The organism is Paenibacillus lignilyticus, from assembly GCF_017942085.1.
Taxonomy (GTDB): Bacteria; Bacillota; Bacilli; order Paenibacillales; family Paenibacillaceae; genus Paenibacillus_Z; species Paenibacillus_Z lignilyticus.
The window spans coordinates 153,745-178,444 of record NZ_JAGKSP010000004.1; the positions used below are offsets into that span (position 1 = coordinate 153,745).

Here is a 24,700-nt window from a genome sequence, read left to right on the forward strand (position 1 = left end):
TTAAGTAAGAAGCAGCAGGAGCGGGGATCGTAGACCGTTTCTGCTGTTTTTTTGCTGGTAATGGCGCCGCTCGGGGCAGGATTTCGGGCTGTAATGACGGAATACTTGCAGTAGGAAAAATAATACAGAGAGGATTGATCCCTCATGAGGCTCGGAGGCCCGATATTGGCCAGGCAAACGCTTGATCCGGAACGCTGGATTGCCGCGCACGTCGAACGCGGTTATACGGCTGCTTATTTTCCGGATGTGGATGATGCGGCGCGAATCGAGGATTATGTTCGCGCTGCGGCTAAGGCGGACATCGTCATTGCAGAAGCGGGGGCGTGGAGCAACCCGCTAAGCCAAGACCCGGAGGTGCGGGAGCAGGCAATCCGCTACTGCAAGAAGAAGCTCGTGACGGCAGAGCTGGCAGGGGCGCGCTGCTGCGTCAACATTGCCGGTTCGTTAGGCGAGCAGTGGGATGGTCACGACCCGGCGAATTTGACTGCGGACACCTTCGAGCTGATTGTAGAAACGGTCCGCGGAATCATTGATCATGTGAAACCCGAGCGCACGTATTATACGCTGGAAATGATGCCGTGGATGTATCCCGACACCGTGGACAGCTACTTGCAGCTCATTAAGGCGATCGATCGGGAAGCCTTTGCCGTTCATTTGGACCCCGTCAACATTGTGACCAGTCCGCAGCTCTTTTACCGCAACGGTGCTTTGATCGAGGAATGTTTCGAGAAGCTGGGTCCGTATATTCGCAGCTGCCATGCCAAGGATATCGTGCTCGGATCGTCGATGGTCGTTCATTTGGACGAAACGCGTCCGGGGCTGGGCAAGCTGGATTATGCGCAATATTTGCGTCAATTAGCGAAGCTGGACCGTGACGTGCCGCTCATGCTGGAGCATCTGGACAGCGATTCCGAATACCGAATGGCCGCGGACTATATTCGGGCAACAGCGGATTCGATCGGGGTGTTGCTGGGATGACGCATCGGAAGGATGCAGGACTTGTCCTGGCAGGCATTCGCCAAATCGAACTTCAAGCGATGGATCGCGGAGCTGAGCTGTTGCAGTCGAACGAAATCATAGGTGAAACGTTGTTTACGCTAATCAGTACAGGTACCGAGCTCGCGTTGTATCTTGGGCGGGCTGATTTTACGAGCATTCCGGGCTATGCCGCGGTTTTTCGGGTCCAAGAGGTTGGCAGTGAAGTGCAAGCCTTCAAGCCCGGAGACTTGGCTTTCTGCATGGGACCGCATCGCTCCGTGCAGCGTGTAAGGGAGACGGAAGCGCTGCTGCTTCCGGAGGGCTTGTCCCCGGCAGTGGCAGTCTTCGCGAGAATGATGAGCGTCAGCATGTCGACGTTATCGACGACAAAGGCGAGGCCTCCGCAGCGGGTGATGGTAAGCGGGCTGGGTTTGGTGGGCAATATGGCGGCGCAGCTATTCGCGGCGAGCGGTTATTCCGTTACGGCTTACGATCCGGTTGCGTGGAAGCGTGAAGCTGCTGCTCGTGGATCAGATGCAGGAGCAGGCAGCGGTGCGACGGTATCCAATCTGCCGCCGGTGGATGATCCTGCTCAGAGAGGGAAATTCGCGCTTGTTGTGGAATGCTCGGGACATGAGCAGGCGGTACTCGACGGCTGCCGCATGGTTGGCAAGAACGGCGAGGTCGTTATGGTCGGCGTGCCATGGGGAAGGCAGACGGAAGCGTATGCGCATGAGCTGCTGCAGCATGTTTTCTATAACTATGTGGTGCTGCGCAGCGGCTGGGAATGGGATATCCCGACCCATGCCGTAAGCGCGGCGGAGCCGGGAATTTTCACGAATCTGGCAGGGGCGCTGCAATGGCTGGCTGCCGGAAAAGTGAAGGTAGACGGCTTGTACGAGGTCGTTTCGCCTAAGGAAGCGGCTGCCGTGTATGAGGATTTAGCCGAACAGCGTAACCATTCGCTTGGTTTTGTATTTGATTGGTCGCTTGTTTAAAGAGGGCACGCTAGGACAAGCCTAGAATTCGCGGGACAAGGGACCAACCGATAAGCGATTTGCAGGGAGTTAGCTGAGAAGCGCGACTGCGAACTACAAACCGCAAACCGCGAAGCGTGAACCGCAGACCGCAAACCACGAATCGCAAACTGCAAGTATGCGTTGAACATCATTCAGCGTTTCTTGGATTTTTTCTTGCCAACGGGAGAAGCGGCCTTTTTGCCTTTCTTCGACTTCCGTCGGTTTGCGGTAACTTCTTCATCGACGAGGACATCTTCTCCGTCCAACTCTTCGTCTACTTCTTCCTCAGCTTCTGGATTTTCACCAAACTCCGGTAAAATATTGGCATCGCCGAACAGGACAGTGCCGTTGTTCTTCACGATGATGACTTTTCCGATCCAGCAGAACATGGACGCGATGCCTCCTTCTGACATACTGCTGGTCTATGTTATGAACCATACAGCCTGCCCGTATTGGCGCGTGTCCGTGGTAAGCAACATAATTAAGTCAGGCTAAACGTCAATGAAGATGACGTTCAGCCTGACTTGGATCACGTAGATCTTTAGATGACCTATATTCTCGCAATTCCGTCGAATTCCGCCGAAGTAGATCTCTGGATGAGCTACATCCTTGCATTTTCACGTATTCTCGCTGATGTAGATCTCCGGGTGTGCTACATTCTCGCAATTTCGTGAAAATCCGCCGACGTAGATCTCTAGGCGAGCTGCTTGTCTTTCGAGTCACAGTGACGAGGGATTGCAGCTCCGAGTTTTGACCTATGTAGATCCCGAGGTGAGTTGCTTTCTCTCATTTCCGTGGATTTCCGCAGATGTAGATCTCTAGGTGAGCTACATGCTCGCAATTCCGTGAATTCCCGCCGATGTAGATTCCACGATGAGCTGCTTTACCGCCCAAGAGAGGTATCTAGTACCTCTCTTAAGCCTAAACCTAACATTTCTCCCCAATGAGCGGTACCCAAACCGTTCATGACCTCGATTCGGACCATTTTCACCGCTGTGCGGTACGAGATACCGCACGTCTAACGTATCCGATAGAAAAGGCTGCTTCGTCATCGAAGCGATGACAGAAACAGCCTCTCAGCAACTCATTATATTACTACAGTACTAATATCCGCGCTCCGTACGCCAGATGCTCGACCATTCGACGGCTCGCCTCCTCGGCGTTGCCTTCGAGAATGAGCTCGAAAATTTCCAAATGATCGCGGTAGGACATCCCGATCCGGTTCGAGTCCTTGCGAAGCACCTTGAGTGCCATCTGGAACAGCCGATCCTGCAAATTATCCATCATCTGCACCATTTCGGTGTTCTCGTAAACGAGTGCCAGGCGACGATGAAATTCGGAATCCGCATGCGTGAATGCCAGATAGTCATGCTGCGCGGCAGTTTGCTCCTGAATCAGCAAATTAGCACGGAACCAAGCGATCTCATCCTGTGGGAGCTTACGATTTGCCAGCTTCTTCACGATATGACCTTCCAGCGCAATCCGGAAATCGAAGAAATCCGCGACCCGCTGCAGTGACAATTCGGGAAGACTCAGCCCTTTATTAGGCGCAATGTTAAGCAGCCCTTCGGCAGCCAGCTTCTCAAGAGCGGATCGGATCGGCGTGCGGCTCATCTGGAGCAGCTCCACCAAATATTTCTCCGTCAGCTGGTCGTTGGAATTAATCGTTCCTTCCAATATGTAGGCACGAAGCTGCTCATACGCTTTCTCTTTCAACGTTACGGTTGCCATAGTCAGTATCCTTTTCTTCTATAAAATGAATAGATTTCAAATACGCGATCGATTGTTCCATCCAGCTTCGTTCGCGTGCAGCCGTCTGCTCCACAGACTCCGTGAACGGTGTCCATAACTCAAGTATGGCGGTGGCTGACGTTTTGTCATGCTCCCGAATCGATGCTCGCAGAAGCTCGTAATCGAGCCGGCCTGCTCCGGCAGGTGCGCCGAGGATCGTAAAGCCGAGCTGGTGGTCAACCCGTTTAATATCGAAATCTTTAATATGCAGGTTTACCAGATAGGGGATTAACCGTTTGATAACGACATCCGGACTCTCCAGCGCGCCAAAAGAATTCACCGTATCGAGGCAGCAGCCTACAAGCGGATGGTTCAAGCTCTCAAATAATTGTACCAGTTGTAGCGTTGTATGCAAGCCATGATTTTCGATGGCAAGTGCGATGTTCTCTTCCTCGAAGGCGGGAAGTACCTCTCGCAGCTGTTGTTCTGCGGCGGCAAGATCGGGCGTTGTAATAATCGTGCGAACGATGGGGGATTGCAGTGTCCGAGCGATATCCAAATACGTCAGCAGCAGTGCGGGATCCGTTCCCCGTGTGCCAACCTCAATGGAGACGTTCTGCTCATCCGCGATTTGCTTCAACTGTAAGAGCTCATCCGACGAAAGCGGATGGAGCGGCAAATTGTCCGCGATTTGCACGAGATCCAGTCCGCAGCTCCGCGTAAGTTTTATCAGTCCTTCATGCGTAAGCGGTTCAACCGGGCGCTCATAGCCGGGTATGCCGATCGACCAAGTGACAGTGAATGAGCTAAGTCCAAGTCTCACACAGAATTCCTCCCTAGCATTTGTGAACTTAGAATACCAGTTATTTTAGAGGACGGCAATAAATATATATGTATTGTATACATTTTGTATTGAATGTCGAATGTCGATCAGTTATGCTAGGTTCAATAATACTTATTCTATTAATAAGGAGCAGGATGAATGAGCAACCAACCCAATGAAATCACAATTGCCGTGCTTGGTGCCGGAGGTAAGATGGGCTGCCGGATCACGGATAATTTGAAGCAAACGGATTATCGACTCCTTCTGTGCGAGCAAGCTGAGAATGGTATTGCCCGCATCGCGCAGCGCGGATTGTCCATTACGCCTAACGACGAAGCGCTTGCTGTAGCCGATTACATCATCCTCGCCGTGCCGGATGCCGTGATCGGGCCGCTGAGTGAGAAGATTGTATCGCAGTTAAAGCCGGGTGCGACGGTCATCTTGCTCGATCCGGCTGCAGCGTATGCGAAGCAAGTCGCACTGCGCGATGATTGCACGTTTGTCGTTACGCATCCATGTCACCCTGCATTGTTTGAAGAGCAGGATACTCCGGAAGCACGCAAAGATATGTTCGGCGGCATTGCGGCGAAGCAGGATATTGTCATAGCGCTTCAGCAAGGCAGCGAGGAAAACTTCGATATTGCGGAGCAGATTTGCATTCGAATGTTTGCGCCGGTCACGCAATGCCACCGGATTACAGTCGAACATATGGCGCTGCTGGAGCCGGCAGCGGCGGAAGTCGTTGCGGCAGCGGCTGCTTGTATTATGAAAGAAGCGATGGATGAAGTCATCCGCATGGGCGTTCCGGAAGCTGCGGCCAGATCGTTTATGCTGGGCCATATCCAGATTCCGCTGGCCATCGCGTTCAATAATGTGAATCCGTTCTCCGATGCAGCGAAGATTGCGATCAATTACGGTTACGATAAGATTTTCAAACCGGACTGGAAGCAAGTGTTTACGAAGGAATCATTGGATGAAGTGCTGCGCCTCATGCTGCATCTGGATGAGAAGCCTGCCCTGAAATAATTCAACATGACAGAGAGGGAGATAGAAGCATGTGGAAGGTTGGCCTAATCGGTACCGGCTTCTGGTCGGATAAGCATCTGCAGGCGTGGAGTCGAATTCCGGGTGTTCAAATAACGGCACTTTGCAACCGCTCTCCGGAGAAATTAATGAAGGCTGCTTCAAAATACAACATTTCTTCCGATCAATTGTATAGTCATATCGACGATATGCTTGCGCATGCCGATGTAGACATTATTGATATCGTAACGGGCGCAGAAACGCATGTCGATTTCGTTCGAAAAGCAGCGCAGGCGGGCAAGCATATCATGTGCCAGAAGCCGTTTGCGCCGACAATGGAAGAAGCGGAAGAGATGGTATCGCTCGCGAAGCGAAATGGCGTCAGGCTCATGGTTACGGAGAATTGGCGCTGGTTGGAGCCGTTCCAAACGATAAAGGAAGTTATCGACAGCGGCGAGTTAGGAAAGCTGCATGTTGCAAGATACGTTCATACGGATTATTACACCCCGCGCATGGAGCCGGAAGCTGAGCTGCCGCAGCCGTTCTTCCGCACAATGCCCAAGCTGCTTTTCTACGAAATGGGCGTGCATTGGTTTGATACTTGGCGGTTTCTCTTCGGGACACCGCAGCGCTTAACGGCAGAGCTGACGCGGGTCAGCAACCATATTATTGGGGAAGACAGCGGCATTGTCATGCTTGGACATGAAGGCTTCTACGGATTCATGGATATGAGCTGGGCAACCAGGCAGAAGCTGGACCGTCCGCTTGGCGAGCAGGTTAAGGCGGTGCATTTGGAGCAGTTTGTCATTGACGGCAGCAACGGCAGCTTGAAAATGTACACGGACGGCAAAATCACCGTTGTTTCGAAAGACGGAGCTTCGGAGCGAGTCGTGAAAGACGAGACAACGCTCGATCACGAAGAAAGCCATTTCCGGCTGCAGTCGCATTTTATTGCTTGTTTATCTAACGGCGAACCGTTCCAAACCAGCGGCGAGGATAACTTGATTACGCTTCGTTTGGCTTTCTCCGTCTATGAGAGCGCAGCAGAGCATAAGACGATTGCGATCACTTAGAGCGGCTGATTCGACAGCTCGAAGCGGAAGAATAAGTCGAATATTTCCGGGGAAATGATAGAGAGCGAATAGTACGCTTATGTTACGGTCACGCAATCGTGAGAGCCTGGAGAGGCAGCATGCTTCTTCCCGGGCTTTTTCTGTTGAAAGGTACTGTCATTGCCAAGAAAAGGATTGACGGAATTATCCAGCTTCATTACTATAATGTTGTATACAACATACAACATGACGATTCGCATATAGAAAGCAGGAGGTTAGCAGCGTGTCCTCAAGTCAGCTTCCACCGCAGCCGTTAGAGAAATTGGTTGTCAGTAACATTTGGGATCAAACCTATCAAGTGCTTAAGGAGCGAATACTAGCCCGGCATTTTGGCGCAAACGAGAAGCTGCTCATTCCTGAGCTGGCTAAACAGCTCGGCGTCAGTCGTACTCCGATTCGCGATGCACTGAACCGGCTTGAGATGGAAGGGCTCGTCCGCACCGTATCCAAGGTAGGCACCTTCGTCAATCCCGTCATGGAGGATAACGTCAATGACATTATGAACAGTCGGCTCATGATCGATTTATGGACCATTGATCAGCTGAGCGTCATGGACGAAGAATTGCTTGCTTCCAAGTTCGATGCCTTAGATGCGCTTGTCGAGCATGCAGCAGCCTCTATTTCAGAGGGACCGGGCATCAACATCGAATTGCAATCCAATTTTGATTTGATGTTTCATTTGGAGCTTGTCCGGATGAGCGGCAATCGTAGAAATGTGGAGATTTACAAATCGCTGATGCACTATCGTTACTTGAATCTCGGCGAGCCGCATGTGACGGACGAGATGATGATGCTTGCTTTTCGCCAGCATCTGTCGATCTATGAATCGCTGCGGGCGCGAGACTTTCAAGCAGCGAAGGAAGCGATCACGAAACATCTGGCGTACTCCAGGCAAAATATCTTAAATGTCATCATTCGCAGTGGCGGGGAAATCTAGTATCCGGAGAAGCAGGGTGAAACGCAGGTATGATGAGCTTACATAATAAGACAGCGATTATAACCGGGTCGACCAGCGGGATCGGCGAAGCAACGGCATGTAAGCTGGCAGAGCTTGGAGCCAAAGTGTTGGTGACAGGCAGGGATCCGGAACGAGGATCGAAGGTTGCGGCGGAAATTATCCGACAAGGCGGAGAATCGTTGTTCGTGCAAGCAGATTTAAGCGATCCATCGGTGCCGGGCAATCTTGTGCAGGCTGCGATTTCACAATGGGGACGGCTGGATATCGTTGTTAATAATGCCGCGCTGGTGTGCAGCAAGCCGCTTGCCGAAGTGACCCATCAAGATTGGGACCGGTTATTTGCGGTCAATGTGAAGGCAGGTTTCTTTCTGATTCAGGCGGCGCTGCCTTACTTGCGTGAGACGCAAGGCGCCGTCGTCAATGTAAGCTCGATTAACGGACAGATCAATGCGCATGACAATCTCGTCTATGACACGATGAAGGCGGCTTTAAACCATATGACACGCGGACTTGCCTTCGAGCTGCGCAAGGAAGGGGTAAGGTTTAATGCGTTGCTTCCGGCCGGCGTCGCAACACCGCTCCTAGAGCAGTGGCTGCAGCAGAAGCTAGGCGATCCCGAAGCAGCGAAGCAAGCGGCTGATCGGAGTTATGACGATCCCCGCGTAGGCAAGCCGGAGCAAATTGCAAGCGCTGTCGCATTTCTCGTCAGCCAAGAGTCATCTTGGGTCAACGGCGCCTTGATCCCGATAGAAGGCGGGTTTACGTTAGGGAACACGAAGGATTGAAACGAACCGCGATTTAGAACGAATCACATAAATTCATCAGAAGGATGTGTTTCAAGTGAGTTTGAGTCCACTTCAACTTCCGCTTCCCCTGCAAACAAGTTTGAAGGCAACGAGTCGCGGCACCGCACCGGGCTGGGCTGTGAAACAACGGCAACTATTCGACCTCCTGAATGAATCCGCGAAACGTTTCATTGCGAAATATACAAGGCCGGACGGTACGCTCATTTGGCGAAATGATTGGCCGGGGATGGACGGCTCTGACGATCCCTATGAGGGTTTCATGAATTTGGCGCTGCTTCACGCTTTAGGAGGCGACGATTTCCTGCACGAAGCGTCCCGCCGAATCTGGGAAGGCATCACCTTCCAGTGGACGGAATATGGACAAATTCATCGCGAGTTTGACGCTTATTATGATTGGATGCATCACGGCGAAGGGTATTTATACTTTTATTTTCTGGGACTCTCCGGGCCTGCGCTCTTGAAAGATCGGCAGCGTGCCGTGCGATTCGCTAACATGTATACCGGCGATGACGCGGAAGCGCCGAACTATGACAAGGAGAAGAAGCTTATTCGATCTCCGCTCAATGGCAGCAAAGGACCGCGTTTTATCGCATCCGCAGAGGATTGGTCTACGCATCGCGGCATTTTGGATAACTATTTAGCGCCCTATGAAGATATCCCGGGTGTGGATTTTGCATCGCGCAAATGCAAGTGGAGTGACGATACCATCTACGCCCATCTGCTATCGATGATGAATGAACGGATGAACCGCGGTGACGTACCGCTGAACTTAAATGCTACGGGACTTGTCGCAAATGCGTTCATGCACACAGCCGATGACAAGTATAAACAATGGGTAGTGGACTACTTGGCGGCTTGGTCTGAACGCGCCGCACGCAACGGAGGATTAATCCCTGATAACGTAGGCTTGAATGATGAAATCGGGGAGTATAACGACGGCAAATGGTGGGGCGGCTACTATGGCTATCGCTGGCCGCACGGTTTCATGACGGTTATCGAGCCGATCACAAATGCGACGATGAACGCGGTTTTGCTTACAGGGGACATGGAGCAACTCGGCTTAGCGCGCAGGCAGATCGATTTGAACTGGTCGCTTCGCAAGCAATCGGAGGATGGCCGAACAGTTGTGCCTTACAAGCATTTTGACGCGGGCTGGGCGGATTTCCGCGAAGCAAGCGTTCGGTATCCGATCTATCTGTGGACGGTTTCGATGGCTGCAGAAGATCTCGAGCGGATTAATCGCATTCCGAAGAGCTACAACTGGGATGAAGTGGTAATTCCGAATGTTTCCGGCAAGGATGCGCTGACCGGACGGGATACGAAGCATTTTATAAGCAATACGGAGCCTTGGTTCCGCTACATGAACGGTGAGCTGCCGGATTATCCGGATCGCATTCTTGATGCGAATTTCAAGCTGATCACGAAGCAGCTGGACCGGATGGATTCTCCGATGGGGGATCCGGCGCAATGGTCAAGCTCCTACAACGATGATGATTTCTCCAGTATTCATATCTGGCAGGAACTGTGTCCGGTCTACATGGAAAGTCTCGTGCAGCTGACGCTCGGCGGACCGATGCATATTTCGCATGGCGGCTTCCAGCACGGGAGATTCCGCTATTTCGATGGCGATCGCAAGCGAGTGGGGCTCCCGCTAGACACGGCAGCATTGGTTGAGCAGCTGAGCGACGACTCTGCAACGCTGCATCTGGTGAATACGTCGATGTTTGAGTCGCATACGGTGGTCATTCAAGGCGGCACATTCGGGGAGCATGACATCATTTCGGCCACGGTGCTGGATACTGAAGATCAGGCGGGACAAACGGTACAGGTTAACAGCAAGTGGCTGCAGGTAGAATTGCTTCCCGGTGCAGCGATTCGCCTCTCCCTTATGATGTCTCGTTATGTGAATGAGCCTACTTATGACGGACCTTGGTCGCGGAAATCCGTTGAGCCGCTTCTGACAGGACGGACCGAATAAAGAAGCTATTGATGCAAACGGGCGGCTGATGCTGCCCGTTTTTACGCAATTTGCAGCAGGCATGGTATAATTTAGGCAAGTCATTCCACCGGCAGGCATTAGTAGAAGAGAAGTGAGTTGCACACCGGCGGAAGCATGTCCACCATTTTGGAGGTTAACGAACGATGAACATTACGATTATTCACGCAGCGATGACACATGACAAGGAAAATGGCTACAAAGGAAACGTCCAATTCGAGGTCGAAGGCCATAAACATCCCTACGAAATTACGCTTCAGCTGAACAGTCTGCGCGGAACGACATGGGATTACAGCTTGTTATTCGCGAAAGAACCCGGCTCCGAGGAGCAAATCAATGCCGTTGAAGCCGCCATCGAACAGGATGATGATCTGTTTGACAGCCTGATTGACGCCGCAGCGGCAACCTTGCCGGAAGAAGAAGAGGAGGCACAGTCATGATTGGAATCGATCTGACCGGGCGCACCGCGCTCGTAACCGGGGCAACCGGAGAACTAGGCAGAGTTATGGTTCGCACAATAGCTGCTTGCGGGGCGGATGTTGCGATTCATTATAACAGTAACGAGGGACAAGCCCTGGAGTTGCAGAAAGAAATCATCGCCACCGGCAGACGCGCTGCTATTGTCCAAGCAGATATTACGAATTTGGATGCCATTGTTGCCATGAGAGACAAAGTGAACGCAGAGCTGGGCCATGTGGATATCGTGGTCGCGAATGCCGTCATTCAATATGGCTGGACATCGATTCTGGAGCAGGCGCCTGAGGATTATCGCGGCCAGTTTGAATCCTGCGTGATGCAAAGCGTATACCTGGCAAAAGCTTTTGCACCGGCCATGATTGAGAAACAAGCAGGCCGGTTCATCGGCATCAACACCGAATGTGCGATGCAAAACTTCGAAACCCAATCCGCTTATGTGGCTGGCAAACGGGGTATGGACGGCGTTTATCGGATTCTGGCCAAGGAGATTGGCAGACATCAGATTACGGTTAACCAAGTTGCTCCGGGGTGGACGATTTCGGACCGCGACCGTGCGAACGGGACAGAGCGCAATGAAGGTTATGAGAAAAGCGTAGCATTGAAGCGGAGAGGAACCGATCAGGATATTGCGAACACTGTCGCATACCTGGCTTCCGATCTGGCCGGATTCATTACCGGTGCTTATATTCCCGTTTGCGGCGGAAACGTCATGCCAGCAATCTAAAGAACTAATTCTTCTAAGTCATGTTCGAGACGAAGACCATCCTGAGCAGGGATGGTCTTTTGGTGTTGTTTCCCGGCCGACCGGCGGATTGAGGTCATGATGGATAAGTTCTAACGAATCGTACGAGGCTTATTTGTACCAAAATAGCTGCAAAAAAATTCTAACGAATCGTAGAAGCCTTATTTAGGGGTTTTTAGGTGAATTGGAGCTGATTTTCCCCAAATAAGACCTGTACGATTCGTTAGAATCACCAAGCCCCGAATTTCGGTTAAATAAGACCTGTACGATTCGTTAGAATTTCGAAACATGTTGAAAGTGGAACGTGGAAGGTTGAGTGCGTGGAAGGTGGACTACCGAAAGATATGAGTTACCGAATGTGTAAATGTTGGATGCCAAACTGCATGTAAGGTGGGATGCGGATTGATGTGAGTTACCGAAAGTGTAAATGTTGGATGCTAAATTGTGTGGAATGCGGAATGCGGAATGCGGACCACGGATTCTGTATGTGCGGGGATCGTGGAATGCTACAACGTAACGTATCCTAGAGGCACTATTCGAGGGTTTTTGGTCGTTTTTACATCAAATATAAGCTGTAGGGTTCGTTACCCTTCATTTTTCTCCTCCATTCGCTGCATCTCATCAGTTGCCAACATCCTGCCTTGTGAAGTAAGATAACGCTTTCAGGAGTTGATAGTCGCTCATCAGTGAAATTGTTTCTGAAATCGGCGCTCTAAACGACTTCCTCGCACCTGCTAATTGCGGTCAATTATGGCCGTCTTAATTTCTATTTGTCGAAACGTTTCACTTAGCGGCAAAAACATGTATATTATTCATAGGGAGCTGACAGCGTCATGGTAGGTCCGATTTGGGCTGGTCCATTCTGCTTGTCAATTTTCGGAAGGTTATGACGATGTGAGAATTGCTGCTTCGTCTAAGAAATGAAGCTCTATCTTGTTAGTTCCGCATATCTGCAGTTTCGGATGTCGATGCTAATCGAGGGATAAAATGGCTTCCGGCTTTTGCCCCGGTACTTATCTGATTGGAATCGTTGGCTAACCGCCATTGATCTTATACAACACATCTAAAGGAGTCGATTGCTATGAGAATCAAATTGACAGAGCAAGAATTGGCAACTGGGCAGCTTAACCCGGAAACATTGGAGACAGCAGCTGAGCAAGTGAAAGTTAATGGCTATATTTTGTTTGAGAAAGTGCTGAGCGACGAGAAAATCAAAACCATCCGTGACTCATTCGATCCGATCTTCGACGAGTATATCGACAAACGCGGTTACAACACAGGTACCAACCGTGCGCAAATGTTCCTGCCTTTCATGGCGCCGTTCAATGACAGTGAAGTTATTGCTCACCCGATTGTAATGAGCGTTATCGAGAAAGTGCTCGGCAGAGGCTTCCACTGTTCTTATTTTGCATCCGATACACCTATGCCAGGCTCTGATTATCAAGCTGTTCACTGCGACATTATGCCGTTGTTCCCAGAGCTTACTGTTCCGCTTCCGGCGTTCAGCCTTGTTGTGAACATTCCGCTTGTTGATGTAAACGAAGTGAACGGTCCGCTTGAAATATGGCCGGGCGGTACGCACCTGAATCCGGACAATGCGAACCACGATACACTTGATGGCAGCATCAACCCGAACCTGCACATCGTCCGCGCAGCAGAAGGCATGCTTTCGGAGAAAGTGTTCATGCCTGCAGGCTCCATCGTTATCCGCGACATTCGTATGTGGCACCGCGGCACGCCGAACCGTTCTGACGATCGCCGTACGAACCTGGCTATGATCTTCAACCGTCACTGGTACAATTCCAGCACACATACTCCAATTCCGCGCGAAACCTATGATGCGATGACTGCGAAGGAAAAAGAGGTTTACCGTAACTTCCGCATTGGTCAACCAGTAGCAATGCCTTGGGAATAGGAAGGGGACTCGCTCAATCATGCGATTCTATTTAATTGGGGCCGGTGTCATTAACCGGACCCACGCTGAAGCGATTTACAAGATCGAAGGCGAAGAAGTCATTGAAATCAAAGTTGCGGATCCGAACCCAGCGGCGCTTGCGAGCTTCGCTGAGCGATTCCCGCAAGTTACAACATTTACCGATGCTAAGGAAATGCTGAACGAGGAGCCGCGTGAAGACGATATCGTAATCGTCGGCACGCCTCCATTTACGCATTTTCCATTGTCGCGAATGGCGCTGGAATCCGGACGTCATACGCTTTGCGAGAAACCGTTAGTGATGAATCGCGAAGAAGCAGAAGCGCTGCTTGAAATCGCCAAAGCGAATAACCGCATGCTCGGCTGCTGCAGTGTGCGTTTCTTGCAGGTACCGAAGACGGATGAAGTGAAACGCATTTTGAATTCGGGCGAGCTCGGCGATGTATACAAAATTTCATTCGTCTTCCGCGGTCAACGCGGTCGTCCCGGTATTGAGCATCAACCCGAGAGCCGTTGGTTCTTGGATAAATCCAAAGCCGCCGGCGGCATCGTCATGGACTGGGGTCCTTATGATTTCACGCTTCTGAATGATATGCTGCAGCCGGTGAGCGTTGAGGTTGCTTCTGCTTGGACAGCGAAGCCGGAAACCGACATTGATCCCAAGGATGTCGTATATGACATCGAAGGTCACGTAGGCGCTATGCTGAAATTCCAGCAAGCCAGCGGCAAATCGGTCTGGGTCCAATACGAGCGTGCTTCCTGTACGCATGGCGAACCGTATTACACGGTCGAAATCGAAGGCACGAATGGCGCAGTCAAATGGTCGCCGTACTTCGAGACCGACCAAGTTCTGGTTAAATCGGACAAGAATGGTGAAGTTATAACTAACGAAAATACGATTCCGTACGAAGGTCAGATCGGTTACATGGACCACCCGATTCACTTCTTCTACCAGAAAGTGAAAGGCCAGCAGTCGCCAGCGGTAGTGAACGAGCAGGCTGTCTTCAATTTCTTGTGTTTACAATCGATCTATGATGCTGCTGCAAGTCAACAGGCAGTTGTTCTGAGGAGGAAATAAGCATGATTACGAATAAAGGCTTCTCCACGGGGCTCTATGGCTACCAGTGTGAATATTGGAAGGATGGCAAAGATCCGTCCATGGAAGAAATTTTCCGCAACTGCGCGGAAGCAGGCATGAATGCGCTTGAGCTGGATCCAACTCCGGAGCTGGCAGCATTGGCAAAACAATTCGGTTTAGCGATTTCCGGTGCATACGTTGGTTTGCAGCTGCATGAACCGTTCGAAACGTTGAACATTGAAGAAACGGTTATACCTGTCGCTAAGCGTGTAGTGGAAGCAGGCGGAACGGATCTCGTCATTAATGCCGATCCGAAGGGCGGCTGGGATGCTCCGCAGGCGAAGACGGAAGAAGAATTCAAGCAAATCGGCGACAATTTGTCCCGCATCGCGGCAGCTGTCAGCGGTCTTGGTCTTAAAGTCAGCTTGCACAACCATGCTTCGGACAAACACAATGCGGAAGGCGATCTGCGTGCCGTTATCGAGTACGCAAGCCAAGAAGTAGGTCTGTGCGTTGATACGGGCTGGGCGCACGTTGCAGGTTTGAACCCTGTGGAAATGATTCGGACGTATTCGGATCGGATTTACGCCTTCCACTTCCGCAATCAGAACGGACGCATCTACAGCGAGGATTTGACTGTTGGTGACATCGATATGAAACGGGTGCTGCAAGCGGTATCCGACATCGATTATAAAGGCTGGCTGACATTCGAGCTGGTGCATGAGGAAGGCACGGGCGCGAAGAGTACTCTCGCGGAAGCGACTGCCAAGTCGATTGCCTATCTGAAGTCTTGCATCGCGGATATCGAATAGAAAGGCGGCTTACTATGGATAGCAACGTAAAGAAAACCCCATTCCGGCTGGATGCGGAGAAGGAAGCCGCTATCGAGTCGCTGCTTGAGCAGATGACGCTGCAGGAGAAAATCGGCCAACTGACGCAGCTGGGTACATTTGACGAAGAGTCCGATGGCGAGCTGATTGAAGAAGGCATGGTGGGCTCCATTCTTGGCGTTCGCGGAGCGGACACGGTCAATGAGCTGCAGCGTATTGCGATTGAAGAGTCCAGACTGGGTATTCCGCTGCTGTTCGCGGATGACGTCATTCACGGCTATCGGTCGACTTTCCCGATTCCGCTTGCAGAGGTTTCCAGCTGGAATCCGGAGCTGCTGGAAGAAACGGCAGCGATTGCGGCACGTGAAGCTTCATCGGACGGCATCAACTGGATTCTTGCGCCGATGGTGGATATCGCCCGCGACGCAAGATGGGGAAGAATCGCGGAAGGAGCAGGGGAAGATACCTACCTGGCTTCTTCCGTTGCCAGAGCTCGCGTTAGAGGGATTCAGCGAAATGATTGGACGGATCGGCCGCATGTAATGGCTTGTCCGAAGCATTTCGCCGCATACGGACTTGCGGAAGGCGGCCGCGACTACAACACGGTCGACGTGTCGGAGACGCGGATGCGCGAAACGTATTTCCCGCCGTTTCAAGCGGCGCTCGATGCCGGCGCAGGCACGATTATGGCGGCATTCAATGAAATAAACGGGGTGCCGGCTTCCGGCAACCGCTGGTTGCTCAAGGACGTGCTGCAGGATGAGTGGGGCTTTAAAGGTTTCGTCGTCAGCGACTGGGAATCCGTAGATGAGCTTGTCCAGCATGGCTATGCCGCAACCCGTGAGCAAGCCGGCCTGCAAGCGATCAAAGCAGGCATGCACATGGACATGCACTCCCTTATCTATCATGAGCATCTGGCTGCGTTGATTGAGAAAGGCGAGGTTAACGAGAGCGAGATTGATGATGCCGTTCGCCGTATTCTGCGTGTGAAGCATCAGCTTGGCCTGTTCACGCATCCTTATGTAGACAATAAATTGGCAGGCACCTTTATGCTGCATGCCGAGCACATGGAAACCGCGCGTGAAATGGCGCGTCAATCGATCGTGCTGCTTAAGAACGAGAACGACACGCTTCCGCTCAAGCCGTCTGTCCGCAAGCTGGCGGTTATCGGTCCGTTTGCCGATGATCGCGAGGCACAGCTGGGCTGCTGGCGCGGACAAGGAAGACCTGAAGATGTCATCACCGTATTGGCAGGCATACGGGCACTTGCTCATCAGCATCAAACCGAAGTTGTGTATGCACGGGGCTCAGGCGTGCTGGACGGCACCGCTGAAGAGCTCGAGCAAGCGGTATCGGCTGCGGTCAGCAGTGATATCGCCATACTTGTAGTAGGCGAGAATGCGGATATGAGCGGCGAGAACAACAGCCGCGTATCGCTAGATATCCCGGCATGCCAGCAGAAGCTGCTTGAAGCCATTCATGCGACCGGCGTTCCGGTTGTCGTAGTTCTTGCTAACGGACGTCCGCTTACGCTGGAGTGGGCGGATGCGAATATTCCGGCTATCGTTGAAGCTTGGCAGCTCGGCGTGCAAGCAGGCCCGGCGATCGCCGACATTCTGTTTGGCGCAGCAAGCCCAAGCGGCAAGCTGCCTGTCACGTTCCCGAGACATGCCGGCCAAGTGCCAATCTACTATAACGCGAAGAAAACCGGCAGACCGCATATGAGACGTTATGTCGATGCCGATATCACACCGTTGTACCCGTTCGGTCATGGTCTGACGTACACAAGCTTCAGCTATGAAGAGCTGCAGATCGAGCAAGCCGAGCTTCCGCTTGGCCAAACGCTGAACGTATCTGCTAAGGTGCAAAATACGGGAACTCGCGAAGGTGTCGAAATCGTACAGCTGTATATATGCGATGAGGCAGCAAGCGTGACTAGACCTGTGAAAGAGCTAAAGGGCTTCCGCAGAATTACGCTGCAAGCCGGCGAAAGCACGACCGTTTCGTTCCAGCTGGCGAAAGAAGAGCTCGGTTTTATTAATCAAGAGCATCAATTCGTGGTAGAGCCAGGGAAGTTTAAGCTCTGGATCGGCCCAAGCAGTGCGGAAGGTTTGGAAGGGCAATTCGAAGTCATTTAATTCATCTTTCGGAAAACCCCCGATATTTCGGGGGTTTTTCCATTTTCTATCGAATCGTTTCGACTCTGTTAGATATTAATTTGGGAATCCAACCCAAGAACTAACAAATTCCTAACAAAAAAAAGATCAATTTTATCTGTTGAAAGCCTTTTCACTTCCAAAAATCTGTGCTATTATGTGTTTGTGAAACGTTTCTACGAGTGAAAAGGGTAGTTCTTTAAATAAATATCCCCTCTATGACTGTGAATTTAAGTTTGAGCGCTGATGAGTAATGTAAGCGTTTCATATGGGGGAATTTTACTTTATTCTTTCGAAACGTTTCAACAGGCTGAACCAGAGGTGGAATTGATGATGGCTGCTACGATCAAAGATGTTGCAAAAATGGCCGGAGTTGCCGTATCAACTGTTTCTTACGCACTGAATAACTCACCGAAGATAAGTGAGGAAACGCGAAAGAAAGTCATTCGAGCCGCAGAAGAGTTAAGCTATCGGCCAAGCGGCGCGGCACGAAATTTGAAGAAGCGCAAGAGTGAAACGATCGGACTGTTCCTGAATGATTTGGGCGGACCTTTCTATAGTCAAGTCATCGAAGGGGTACAGGAAGTTGTTGCCTCGCATGATTACAATCTCATTGTTTGCAGTACATATGGCGGTGAGAACAGCTCGGCCAATCGGTTTCTGAGAGAAAAGTTCGTGGATGGCGCCATTATTATGGGTACAGCGATTCCGGACAGTTTAATTCTTCAGGTAGCGGCTGAGTCATTCCCGATCGTCGTACTCGACCGAGAGCTTAAGAGCGATTACGTACACAGCGTGCTAATCACGAACGAACAAGGCGCTTATGATGCGGTTACGCATCTCATTAAATTGGGGCGCCGAAGAATTGAATTCCTTAGCGGGCCGCTCGCAGCGTACGACAATTCCAAACGCTATGACGGCTACAAGCGCGCACTAACGGAACATAGCTTGCATGTCCCGCCGAAGATCAGCCTGCAAGGGCGTTACTTGGAAGCCGGCGGCTATCAGACGGTGAAGGTCATGATGGCATGCAAACGACTGCCGGACGCCATCTTCGCAGCGAATGATGAAATGGCGATAGGCGCTATGCGAGCGCTTCGCGAAGGAGGCATTCGAGTGCCGGAGGATGTTGCCGTCGTAGGTTTTGACAACATTAGTTTTGGACCGTTCGTTCGACCTTCGTTAACGACAATCGGCCATTCTAAATATGAAATGGGAGCGATTGCCACACAGCTCGTGTTCAATGTGCAGAAGGAAGAGAACTCCATCTTGCTTCCTACACAGCTGGTCATTCGTCAATCCTGTGGATTCAAAGGCACTCACAATGAGAACGAAGAAAGCTATATATTCCATGAAGGGAGGCGAAACCAGGGTTAACCGGGCAGTAAAGGAGCAAGTCAAGCTTGATTGTGTTTATGGGGAAGTCGACTAAGAATCACCAAATCTACATTCACGAGCTGGGGGAGAATTGGAATGAAAAAGTCAATTAGCATGTTGCTTCTAATGGTACTGGCTGTATCGTTTGTACTTGCCGGCTGCGGCAGCAGCAGCAACAATGCGAACAACACAGCAACGAACACGAATACGGGCAACACAACAGAGACCAATAATACGGCGACAAACACGACTACGGAGCCAGCAGAAGAGCCGGCTGCGGAAGAGCCTGCGGCAACGGATGAAGTTGTAACGATCACATACGGAACTTGGGGCGATAAAGCAGACAACGGTGCTGAGATGAAACGTATCAAAGCATTCGAAGCCGCTCACCCGAACATTAAAGTAGTAATCGATAAATCGATGGATTGGCCTTGGGATGAGAAATTGGCAGCTGCAGCAGCGGCTAACAAACTTCCCGACGTAACTTGGTTGTTTAACGTGCCTCTCGCTGTAGGCAGCGGCTGGCTTGAAGATTTGACTCCTTATCTGGAACAGGATCCTGATTTTGCTCCTGATAAAATTTACGGCAACTTGGCCGACACGGGTAAATATAACGGCAAGCAGTTTGCATTGCCGCACGGACTCTTCTCATGGGGCGTCTACATCAACAAAGATTTGTTTGCAAAAGCGAATATTCCAATTCCTAGCGCTAACTGGACCGTTTCTGATCTCGAGGATATTTCCAAAAAGCTTACGAATTTTAACGAACAGCAATTCGGTATAGATGGCGCAGCGGGCATGGCTGACGTATTGATCCCTAACATCGATAATACGCTGGGCGCTTCGACATGGGACGGCACGCAGTATAACTACACAAACCCGGCATGGGCGCAAGCCGTTAACTGGGCAACGAACTTCGGTATGAAAGACAAATCGTCGCTTCAAAGCTACAAGAAAGAACAAAAAGACAAATGGTACGGCAAAGACATCAGCGGCTTCAACATCGGTAAAGTCGGTATGGTGTTCGATGCAACTTGGAGCTTGACTTGGTACAAACAAAACTTGAAATTCAACTGGGATATCCTTCCGGTTCCGGGCTATGACGGTCAACAACAAAAAGCCGGACTCGTTACGGATTATGCAGGTGTAACGAAGAGCTCGAAACATAAGAAAGAAGCAGTCGAGTTCCTGAAATGGATGACTTATTCCAAAGACGGCTGGTTGGCACGTATTAAAGACGAGTCTCCGCTGGCTTCCATGCCGCTTGTTAACGATCCAACTGTATGGGAAGCATGGTTGGCGCAAGACTTCGTAACGCCGGGCGTTAAAGATATCGTAAAATCGATCCCAACCGGCGTGCTTGAAACATTCAAATACCAACCGGGCTTTGCAGACTTCACAGCCAAAGTGAAAGACAAGTACAACGAGAAGTTCCAAAAAGGCGAAGCAAGACCGGAAGACGTGGCTGCTGAGCTTCAAGAGAAATCGATGGAGTACTACAACAACGCAATGGCTAAAATTACCGAAGCAACAAAATAAAAGCAAGTAATCACAATTTTTCCTCCCCTCTTAGGGGAGGAAAAATTGTTCTACTGGGGTGAAAGCATGAAGTTCAAACCATTATTAGCTGCAATTATATTTGTTTCGCTCCTGGCGACAACAGTACCTGTATCCTTCGATGGTCGTTCCATCGCGCAGGCTGATGAGGCTGCTGCGCCAGACAAAGATAAACAAGATAATGACGATATTTTGGATGGTTTATTTGGCGGTGGCGGCAGCGAAATTTCTTCGGGTGCCGGCAAGCAGGACGAAGTAAAGGATACGGCAGGCGACGAGGAAGAAGACTCCCCTGTCAAGAAGGTCGTAGAGGATGCCTACAGCGACGTGCTCAAAGCATGGCAGGCCAAAGGGATCAAAGACGCGGCAACGGATATCATTATTCATCCTAATCAATTTGTAACGCCGAACGGCAAGGCTTCATTGACTTCGGATTCGAACGGCTACGATGAGCCGGTGTTTTCATGGACAGATGACTTGAATGCGATCGATTTGAATGTAACTGCGCCTCAAGATGGGCTCTATCAAATTAAAATCGACTATTACTCGACATCGGATAAAATTATTCCGATTGAGCGGGCTATTGAAGTAAACGGAACATATCCGTTTTTCGAATCCAGAAGAGTTGTGCTTCCGAAGCTGTGGACAGATGAAAACGCGACATTCGACCGAGATGCGCTCGGGAATGAGACGCCGGCAAGCCAGAAGCAAATTAAGCAATGGCAAACGGCTCCATTGATGGATGCGAGTTATTTCACGGCGGAACCGCTGCGGTTCTATCTGAAACAAGGCACGAACAACATCAAACTTATGAATTTGCGCGAAGCGGCACTAATTGGCCGAATCGTCATTTCTTCTCCGGAGGTACTGCCGCAGTACGAGCAATATGCGAAAGCAAACAGCTTGTCTAAAGCAGACTCATCCATCATTGTCGTGGAAGCCGAGCATCCGATTTCGAAATCGGAGCCGTCGATTCGCGCGATTGCAAGCGGAGATGCAACTGTTGTTCCTCATAGAGACGGCAAAGTCACGTTAAATACACTCGGTGGAGAAACGATTGCAACCAGCGGAAACGCCGAAGAGAACGAGCAGGCGTGGCAAGTGGGCGGACAGCGGGCTACTTGGAAAGTGAAAGTCGATAAGGCGGGCTCTTACCAACTGGCATTCAAGTATTTGCAGACTGGCAAAACGAGCATGCCCGTATATCGCACTTTAATGATAGATGGCAAAGTGCCATTCAAAGAAGTGAATGAGTACGCCTTCCCGTACACGGATGAGTGGCGTAACGAGGTCTTGTCAGGCAAAGACGGCAAAGCGTATCAATTCGCGCTTACAGCGGGAGAACATGAAATTTCGCTCCGCGCCGACGCTGCTCCTTATGGACAAGTCATTCAAACGATTAAGAATGTCATGTGGGATATTAACACCTTGGCGCTAGAGATTAAGATGGCGACCGGCAATACGATGGACGTGAATCGGGACTGGGACATTACGAAGCAGATGCCTGATTTGCCGCAGAAGCTGGAAGGCTTCGCCTCGATTCTGCGCAAGCAATACGGCGCGCTGAAAAAGCTTGCGGGCGCTAATCCGGACCAAGCGAGTAATTTGCTCGTTGCGGCGGAAACGCTGGAGCGCATGTCGAAGGAACCGGAGAAAATTCCGTATCAATTTAACCGACTGTCCGAAGGTTCAGGCTCTGTGCTGCAGACGCTCGGTGTCATTAACACGAAGCTGCCAAGACAGCCGCTCCAGCTGGATCGGTTCTATATTTATTCGGACAGCAAGCTGCCAAGCGAGAAGGCGAGTTTCTTCAAATCGTTATGGAACAGCATCGGCGCGTTCTTCAAATCGTTCACGCGCGACTACTCCAAAGTAAACGCCGACGATAAGGACGCCGTGCAAGTATGGGTAAACCGTTCGCGTCAGAACGTGACCCAGATGCAGCAGCTGATCAATCAAGAATTCACGAAGAAAACAGGCATTAAAGTAACGCTCTCCATTATGCCGGACGAAGGAAAGCTTGTGCTTGCCAGCGCTGCCGGCAATGCGCCTGACGCGGCACTTGGCGTCAGCAACTACATTCCTTTCCGCCTTGCCGCGCGCGGAGCGTTAGCGGACATGAATCAATTCGAAGGCTTTGACGACGTGCAGAAACGGTTCTCGCCGGGTGCGCTGGTTCCGGTCACTTTCGATCAAAAGCTGTATGCATTACCGGAAACGCAAAGCTTCTGGGTGCTGTTCTACCGGAAGGATATTCTCGATGCGCTGAATATTCCCGTACCCGATACGATGGACGAGGTAAAACAAATCCTGCCGGAGCTGCAGCGTTTCGGGATGAACTTCTACCTGCCGCTGTCGCAAACGGGCGGATTCAAGCCTTATAACAACACCGTTCCGTTTATTTATCAAACAGGCGGCAAGCTGTACACCGATGATGGCCTCCGCACCGCGATCGATCAGGATGAGGCATTGGCGGGATTAAAGCAAATGACGGACATGTTTACGGTATACAGCGTTCCGCTTCAGGTACCGAGCTTCTATAACCAGTTCCGCGACGGAAGCTTGCCGATCGGTATTGCTGATGTCTCTACTTATATCCAACTGACAGCGGCGGCTCCCGAGCTTGCCGGTTGGTGGAAAATCGCTCCTTACCCCGGCGTTAAAGGCAAGGACGGCGTCGTAAACCGGACTGCTCCGGGAACGGGCGCTACAGCGATTATGTTCAACAGCAGCAAGAAGAAAGACAACACGTGGGAGTTCCTGAAATGGTGGACCTCCGAAGAGGCTCAAGTTCGCTTCGGTAACAATCTGGAAGCGATCTATGGTCCGACTTACAAGTGGAATACGGCCAACGTAGAAGCGTTCAGCCAGCTTTCCTGGCCGAAGGAAGATATTGAAGTCATTCAAGAGCAATGGAAATGGCTATGGGATATTCCGCGCTTCTTCGGCGATTACATGGTCGAGCGGGAAATAAGCGACGCTTGGAACAAAGTCGTCTTCGACGGCTACAATGCGCGAAGGGCGATGGAAGACGCCGTCATTAACGGCAATCGCGAAATTAAGAAACAGCTTACGGATTTCGGTTATCTCAAGAACGGTAAAGTTGTCAAACCGTTACATGTGCCGATGATGCCGAATATGTCAGACATGGCCAAACGAGGTGATGAAAAGTGAAGCCTGCGACTGCAAAAGCCATAAAAAACGAATTTAACGCCTTTGTATTTATTAGTCCGTTTTTTATCATTTTTTCACTGCTTGTCGTAGTTCCGGTCGTTTCCGCCATTTACTTGTCGTTTACCGATTTCAACTCGATCCAAACGCCTAAGTTTATCGGACTGACCAACTATGTAAACCTGATTACGCAAGATAATGCCTTCATGATGTTCGTCTTGCCCAACACGCTTAAATTTGCGCTTCTGGTCGGCCCTGGAGGATATTTATTATCCTTCTGGCTCGCCTGGCTGCTGGCGCAAATTCCGAAGAAGTCACGTACCGTTATCGCATTGGCGATCTATTCGCCATCGCTCACGGCAGCGGTAGCGATGGCTGTCGTGTGGCTCGTTATTTTCAGCGGTAATGCTTCCGGTTATTTGAATCACTTTTTAATGAGTCTGGCGATTATCAACGAGCCGATTCAGTGGACACAATCGCCGCATTATCTGATGCCGATCATGGTGACCGTATCGCTCTGGAACAGTATGGGCGTCGGCTTCCTGGCGATGCTCGCAGGTATCCTCAACATTAACGGCGAGATGTACGAAGCCGGCTATATCGATGGCATTCGCAACCGTCTTCAAGAGGTATGGTACATTACCATTCCGAGCATGAAGCCGCAAATGCTCTTCGGGGCCGTTATGGCTGTCGTCGGCACATTCCAGGCCGGAGCCATTGGCGTGCAGCTCTCAGGCGCCAATCCTACGCCGCAAAATGCCGGGCAGCTCATGATCAATCATATCGAGGACTACGGTTTCCTGCGCTATGACATGGGTTACGCTTCTGCGGTTTCCGTCGTCTTGCTCATTATTGTTTACGGATTTTCTAAACTGTGCTGGCGCTTGTTCGGCGACTCCGACTAAGTCCGCAGTGTATCACGAATTGGGAGAA

At 50.9% G+C, this 24,700-nt stretch carries 20 protein-coding genes; 17 read left to right on the forward strand and 3 right to left on the reverse strand.

Going from position 1 to position 24,700, the window contains the following annotated elements; translation table 11 throughout:
• Positions 1-165: 165 nt before the first annotated feature.
• The gene (locus I8J30_RS12755) at positions 166-978 is read left to right on the forward strand and encodes a sugar phosphate isomerase/epimerase family protein (protein WP_240547761.1); all 813 of its coding nucleotides are present in this window, start codon (positions 166-168) and stop codon (positions 976-978) included.
• The gene (locus tag I8J30_RS12760) at positions 975-1,976 is read left to right on the forward strand and encodes a zinc-dependent alcohol dehydrogenase (protein WP_210655375.1); all 1,002 of its coding nucleotides are present in this window, start codon (positions 975-977) and stop codon (positions 1,974-1,976) included. The genes I8J30_RS12755 and I8J30_RS12760 overlap by 4 nt, the downstream gene beginning before the upstream one ends.
• A gap of 173 nt (positions 1,977-2,149) precedes the next feature.
• Here I8J30_RS12760 and I8J30_RS12765 read toward each other — a convergent pair whose 3' ends face one another.
• The 3 genes from I8J30_RS12765 to I8J30_RS12775 all read right to left on the reverse strand — a co-directional run bounded on the left by I8J30_RS12765 (position 2,150) and on the right by I8J30_RS12775 (position 4,551).
• Entirely contained in the window at positions 2,150-2,386 is a 237-nt protein-coding gene (locus tag I8J30_RS12765; protein WP_210655374.1) for a hypothetical protein, read from the reverse strand.
• Positions 2,387-3,092: 706 nt separating this feature from the next.
• Positions 3,093-3,728: a GntR family transcriptional regulator gene (locus I8J30_RS12770; RefSeq protein WP_210655372.1), complete on the reverse strand. Its 636-nt coding sequence runs from the start codon at positions 3,726-3,728 to the stop codon at positions 3,093-3,095.
• Positions 3,694-4,551 carry a sugar phosphate isomerase/epimerase family protein gene (locus I8J30_RS12775; RefSeq protein ID WP_210655370.1) on the reverse strand — a complete coding sequence of 286 codons (858 nt, stop codon included), beginning with the start codon at positions 4,549-4,551 and terminating at the stop codon, positions 3,694-3,696. The genes I8J30_RS12770 and I8J30_RS12775 overlap by 35 nt, the downstream gene beginning before the upstream one ends.
• Positions 4,552-4,710: 159 nt before the next feature.
• On the opposite strand from I8J30_RS12775, the gene I8J30_RS12780 reads away from it, so the two are divergent.
• From I8J30_RS12780 to I8J30_RS12850, 15 genes are all read left to right on the forward strand, one after another.
• A complete protein-coding gene (locus I8J30_RS12780) occupies positions 4,711-5,577 on the forward strand; it encodes a phosphogluconate dehydrogenase C-terminal domain-containing protein (protein WP_210655369.1) in 867 nt (288 codons plus the stop codon).
• A 29-nt stretch (positions 5,578-5,606) separates the two neighbouring features.
• Positions 5,607-6,647, forward strand: a complete 1,041-nt coding sequence (locus tag I8J30_RS12785; RefSeq protein ID WP_210655367.1) for a Gfo/Idh/MocA family protein — start codon at positions 5,607-5,609, stop codon at positions 6,645-6,647.
• A gap of 262 nt (positions 6,648-6,909) precedes the next feature.
• Positions 6,910-7,623 (forward strand): GntR family transcriptional regulator, encoded by a 714-nt coding sequence (locus I8J30_RS12790; RefSeq protein WP_210655365.1) that lies wholly within the window; start codon positions 6,910-6,912, stop codon positions 7,621-7,623.
• 29 nt (positions 7,624-7,652) lie between these two features.
• The gene (locus I8J30_RS12795) at positions 7,653-8,429 is read left to right on the forward strand and encodes an SDR family NAD(P)-dependent oxidoreductase (protein ID WP_210655363.1); all 777 of its coding nucleotides are present in this window, start codon (positions 7,653-7,655) and stop codon (positions 8,427-8,429) included.
• A 55-nt stretch (positions 8,430-8,484) separates the two neighbouring features.
• Positions 8,485-10,428 (forward strand): DUF8034 domain-containing protein, encoded by a 1,944-nt coding sequence (locus I8J30_RS12800; RefSeq protein ID WP_210655361.1) that lies wholly within the window; start codon positions 8,485-8,487, stop codon positions 10,426-10,428.
• 164 nt (positions 10,429-10,592) lie between these two features.
• Positions 10,593-10,886: a hypothetical protein gene (locus I8J30_RS12805; protein WP_210655359.1), complete on the forward strand. Its 294-nt coding sequence runs from the start codon at positions 10,593-10,595 to the stop codon at positions 10,884-10,886.
• Positions 10,883-11,647, forward strand: coding sequence for an SDR family NAD(P)-dependent oxidoreductase (locus tag I8J30_RS12810; protein ID WP_240547760.1), 765 nt, complete (start codon positions 10,883-10,885; stop codon positions 11,645-11,647). The genes I8J30_RS12805 and I8J30_RS12810 overlap by 4 nt, the downstream gene beginning before the upstream one ends.
• A 1,099-nt stretch (positions 11,648-12,746) precedes the next feature.
• Positions 12,747-13,580 (forward strand): phytanoyl-CoA dioxygenase family protein, encoded by an 834-nt coding sequence (locus I8J30_RS12815; RefSeq protein ID WP_210655357.1) that lies wholly within the window; start codon positions 12,747-12,749, stop codon positions 13,578-13,580.
• Between the two features lie 19 nt (positions 13,581-13,599).
• Positions 13,600-14,676 carry a Gfo/Idh/MocA family protein gene (locus tag I8J30_RS12820; protein ID WP_210655355.1) on the forward strand — a complete coding sequence of 359 codons (1,077 nt, stop codon included), beginning with the start codon at positions 13,600-13,602 and terminating at the stop codon, positions 14,674-14,676.
• A 2-nt stretch (positions 14,677-14,678) separates the two neighbouring features.
• On the forward strand, positions 14,679-15,488 hold the full coding sequence (locus I8J30_RS12825) for a sugar phosphate isomerase/epimerase family protein (protein WP_210655353.1): 810 nt from the start codon (positions 14,679-14,681) through the stop codon (positions 15,486-15,488).
• A gap of 14 nt (positions 15,489-15,502) precedes the next feature.
• Positions 15,503-17,644: a beta-glucosidase BglX gene (bglX, locus tag I8J30_RS12830; RefSeq protein WP_240547759.1), complete on the forward strand. Its 2,142-nt coding sequence runs from the start codon at positions 15,503-15,505 to the stop codon at positions 17,642-17,644.
• Positions 17,645-17,992: 348 nt separating this feature from the next.
• A complete protein-coding gene (locus I8J30_RS12835; protein ID WP_240547758.1) occupies positions 17,993-19,039 on the forward strand; it encodes a LacI family DNA-binding transcriptional regulator in 1,047 nt (348 codons plus the stop codon).
• A 96-nt stretch (positions 19,040-19,135) separates the two neighbouring features.
• Entirely contained in the window at positions 19,136-20,578 is a 1,443-nt protein-coding gene (locus I8J30_RS12840) for an extracellular solute-binding protein (protein ID WP_210655351.1), read from the forward strand.
• A gap of 66 nt (positions 20,579-20,644) precedes the next feature.
• A complete protein-coding gene (locus I8J30_RS12845; RefSeq protein ID WP_210655349.1) occupies positions 20,645-23,770 on the forward strand; it encodes an extracellular solute-binding protein in 3,126 nt (1,041 codons plus the stop codon).
• Entirely contained in the window at positions 23,767-24,672 is a 906-nt protein-coding gene (locus I8J30_RS12850) for a carbohydrate ABC transporter permease (RefSeq protein ID WP_210655347.1), read from the forward strand. The genes I8J30_RS12845 and I8J30_RS12850 overlap by 4 nt, the downstream gene beginning before the upstream one ends.
• The last annotated feature ends 28 nt before the right edge of the window (positions 24,673-24,700 follow it).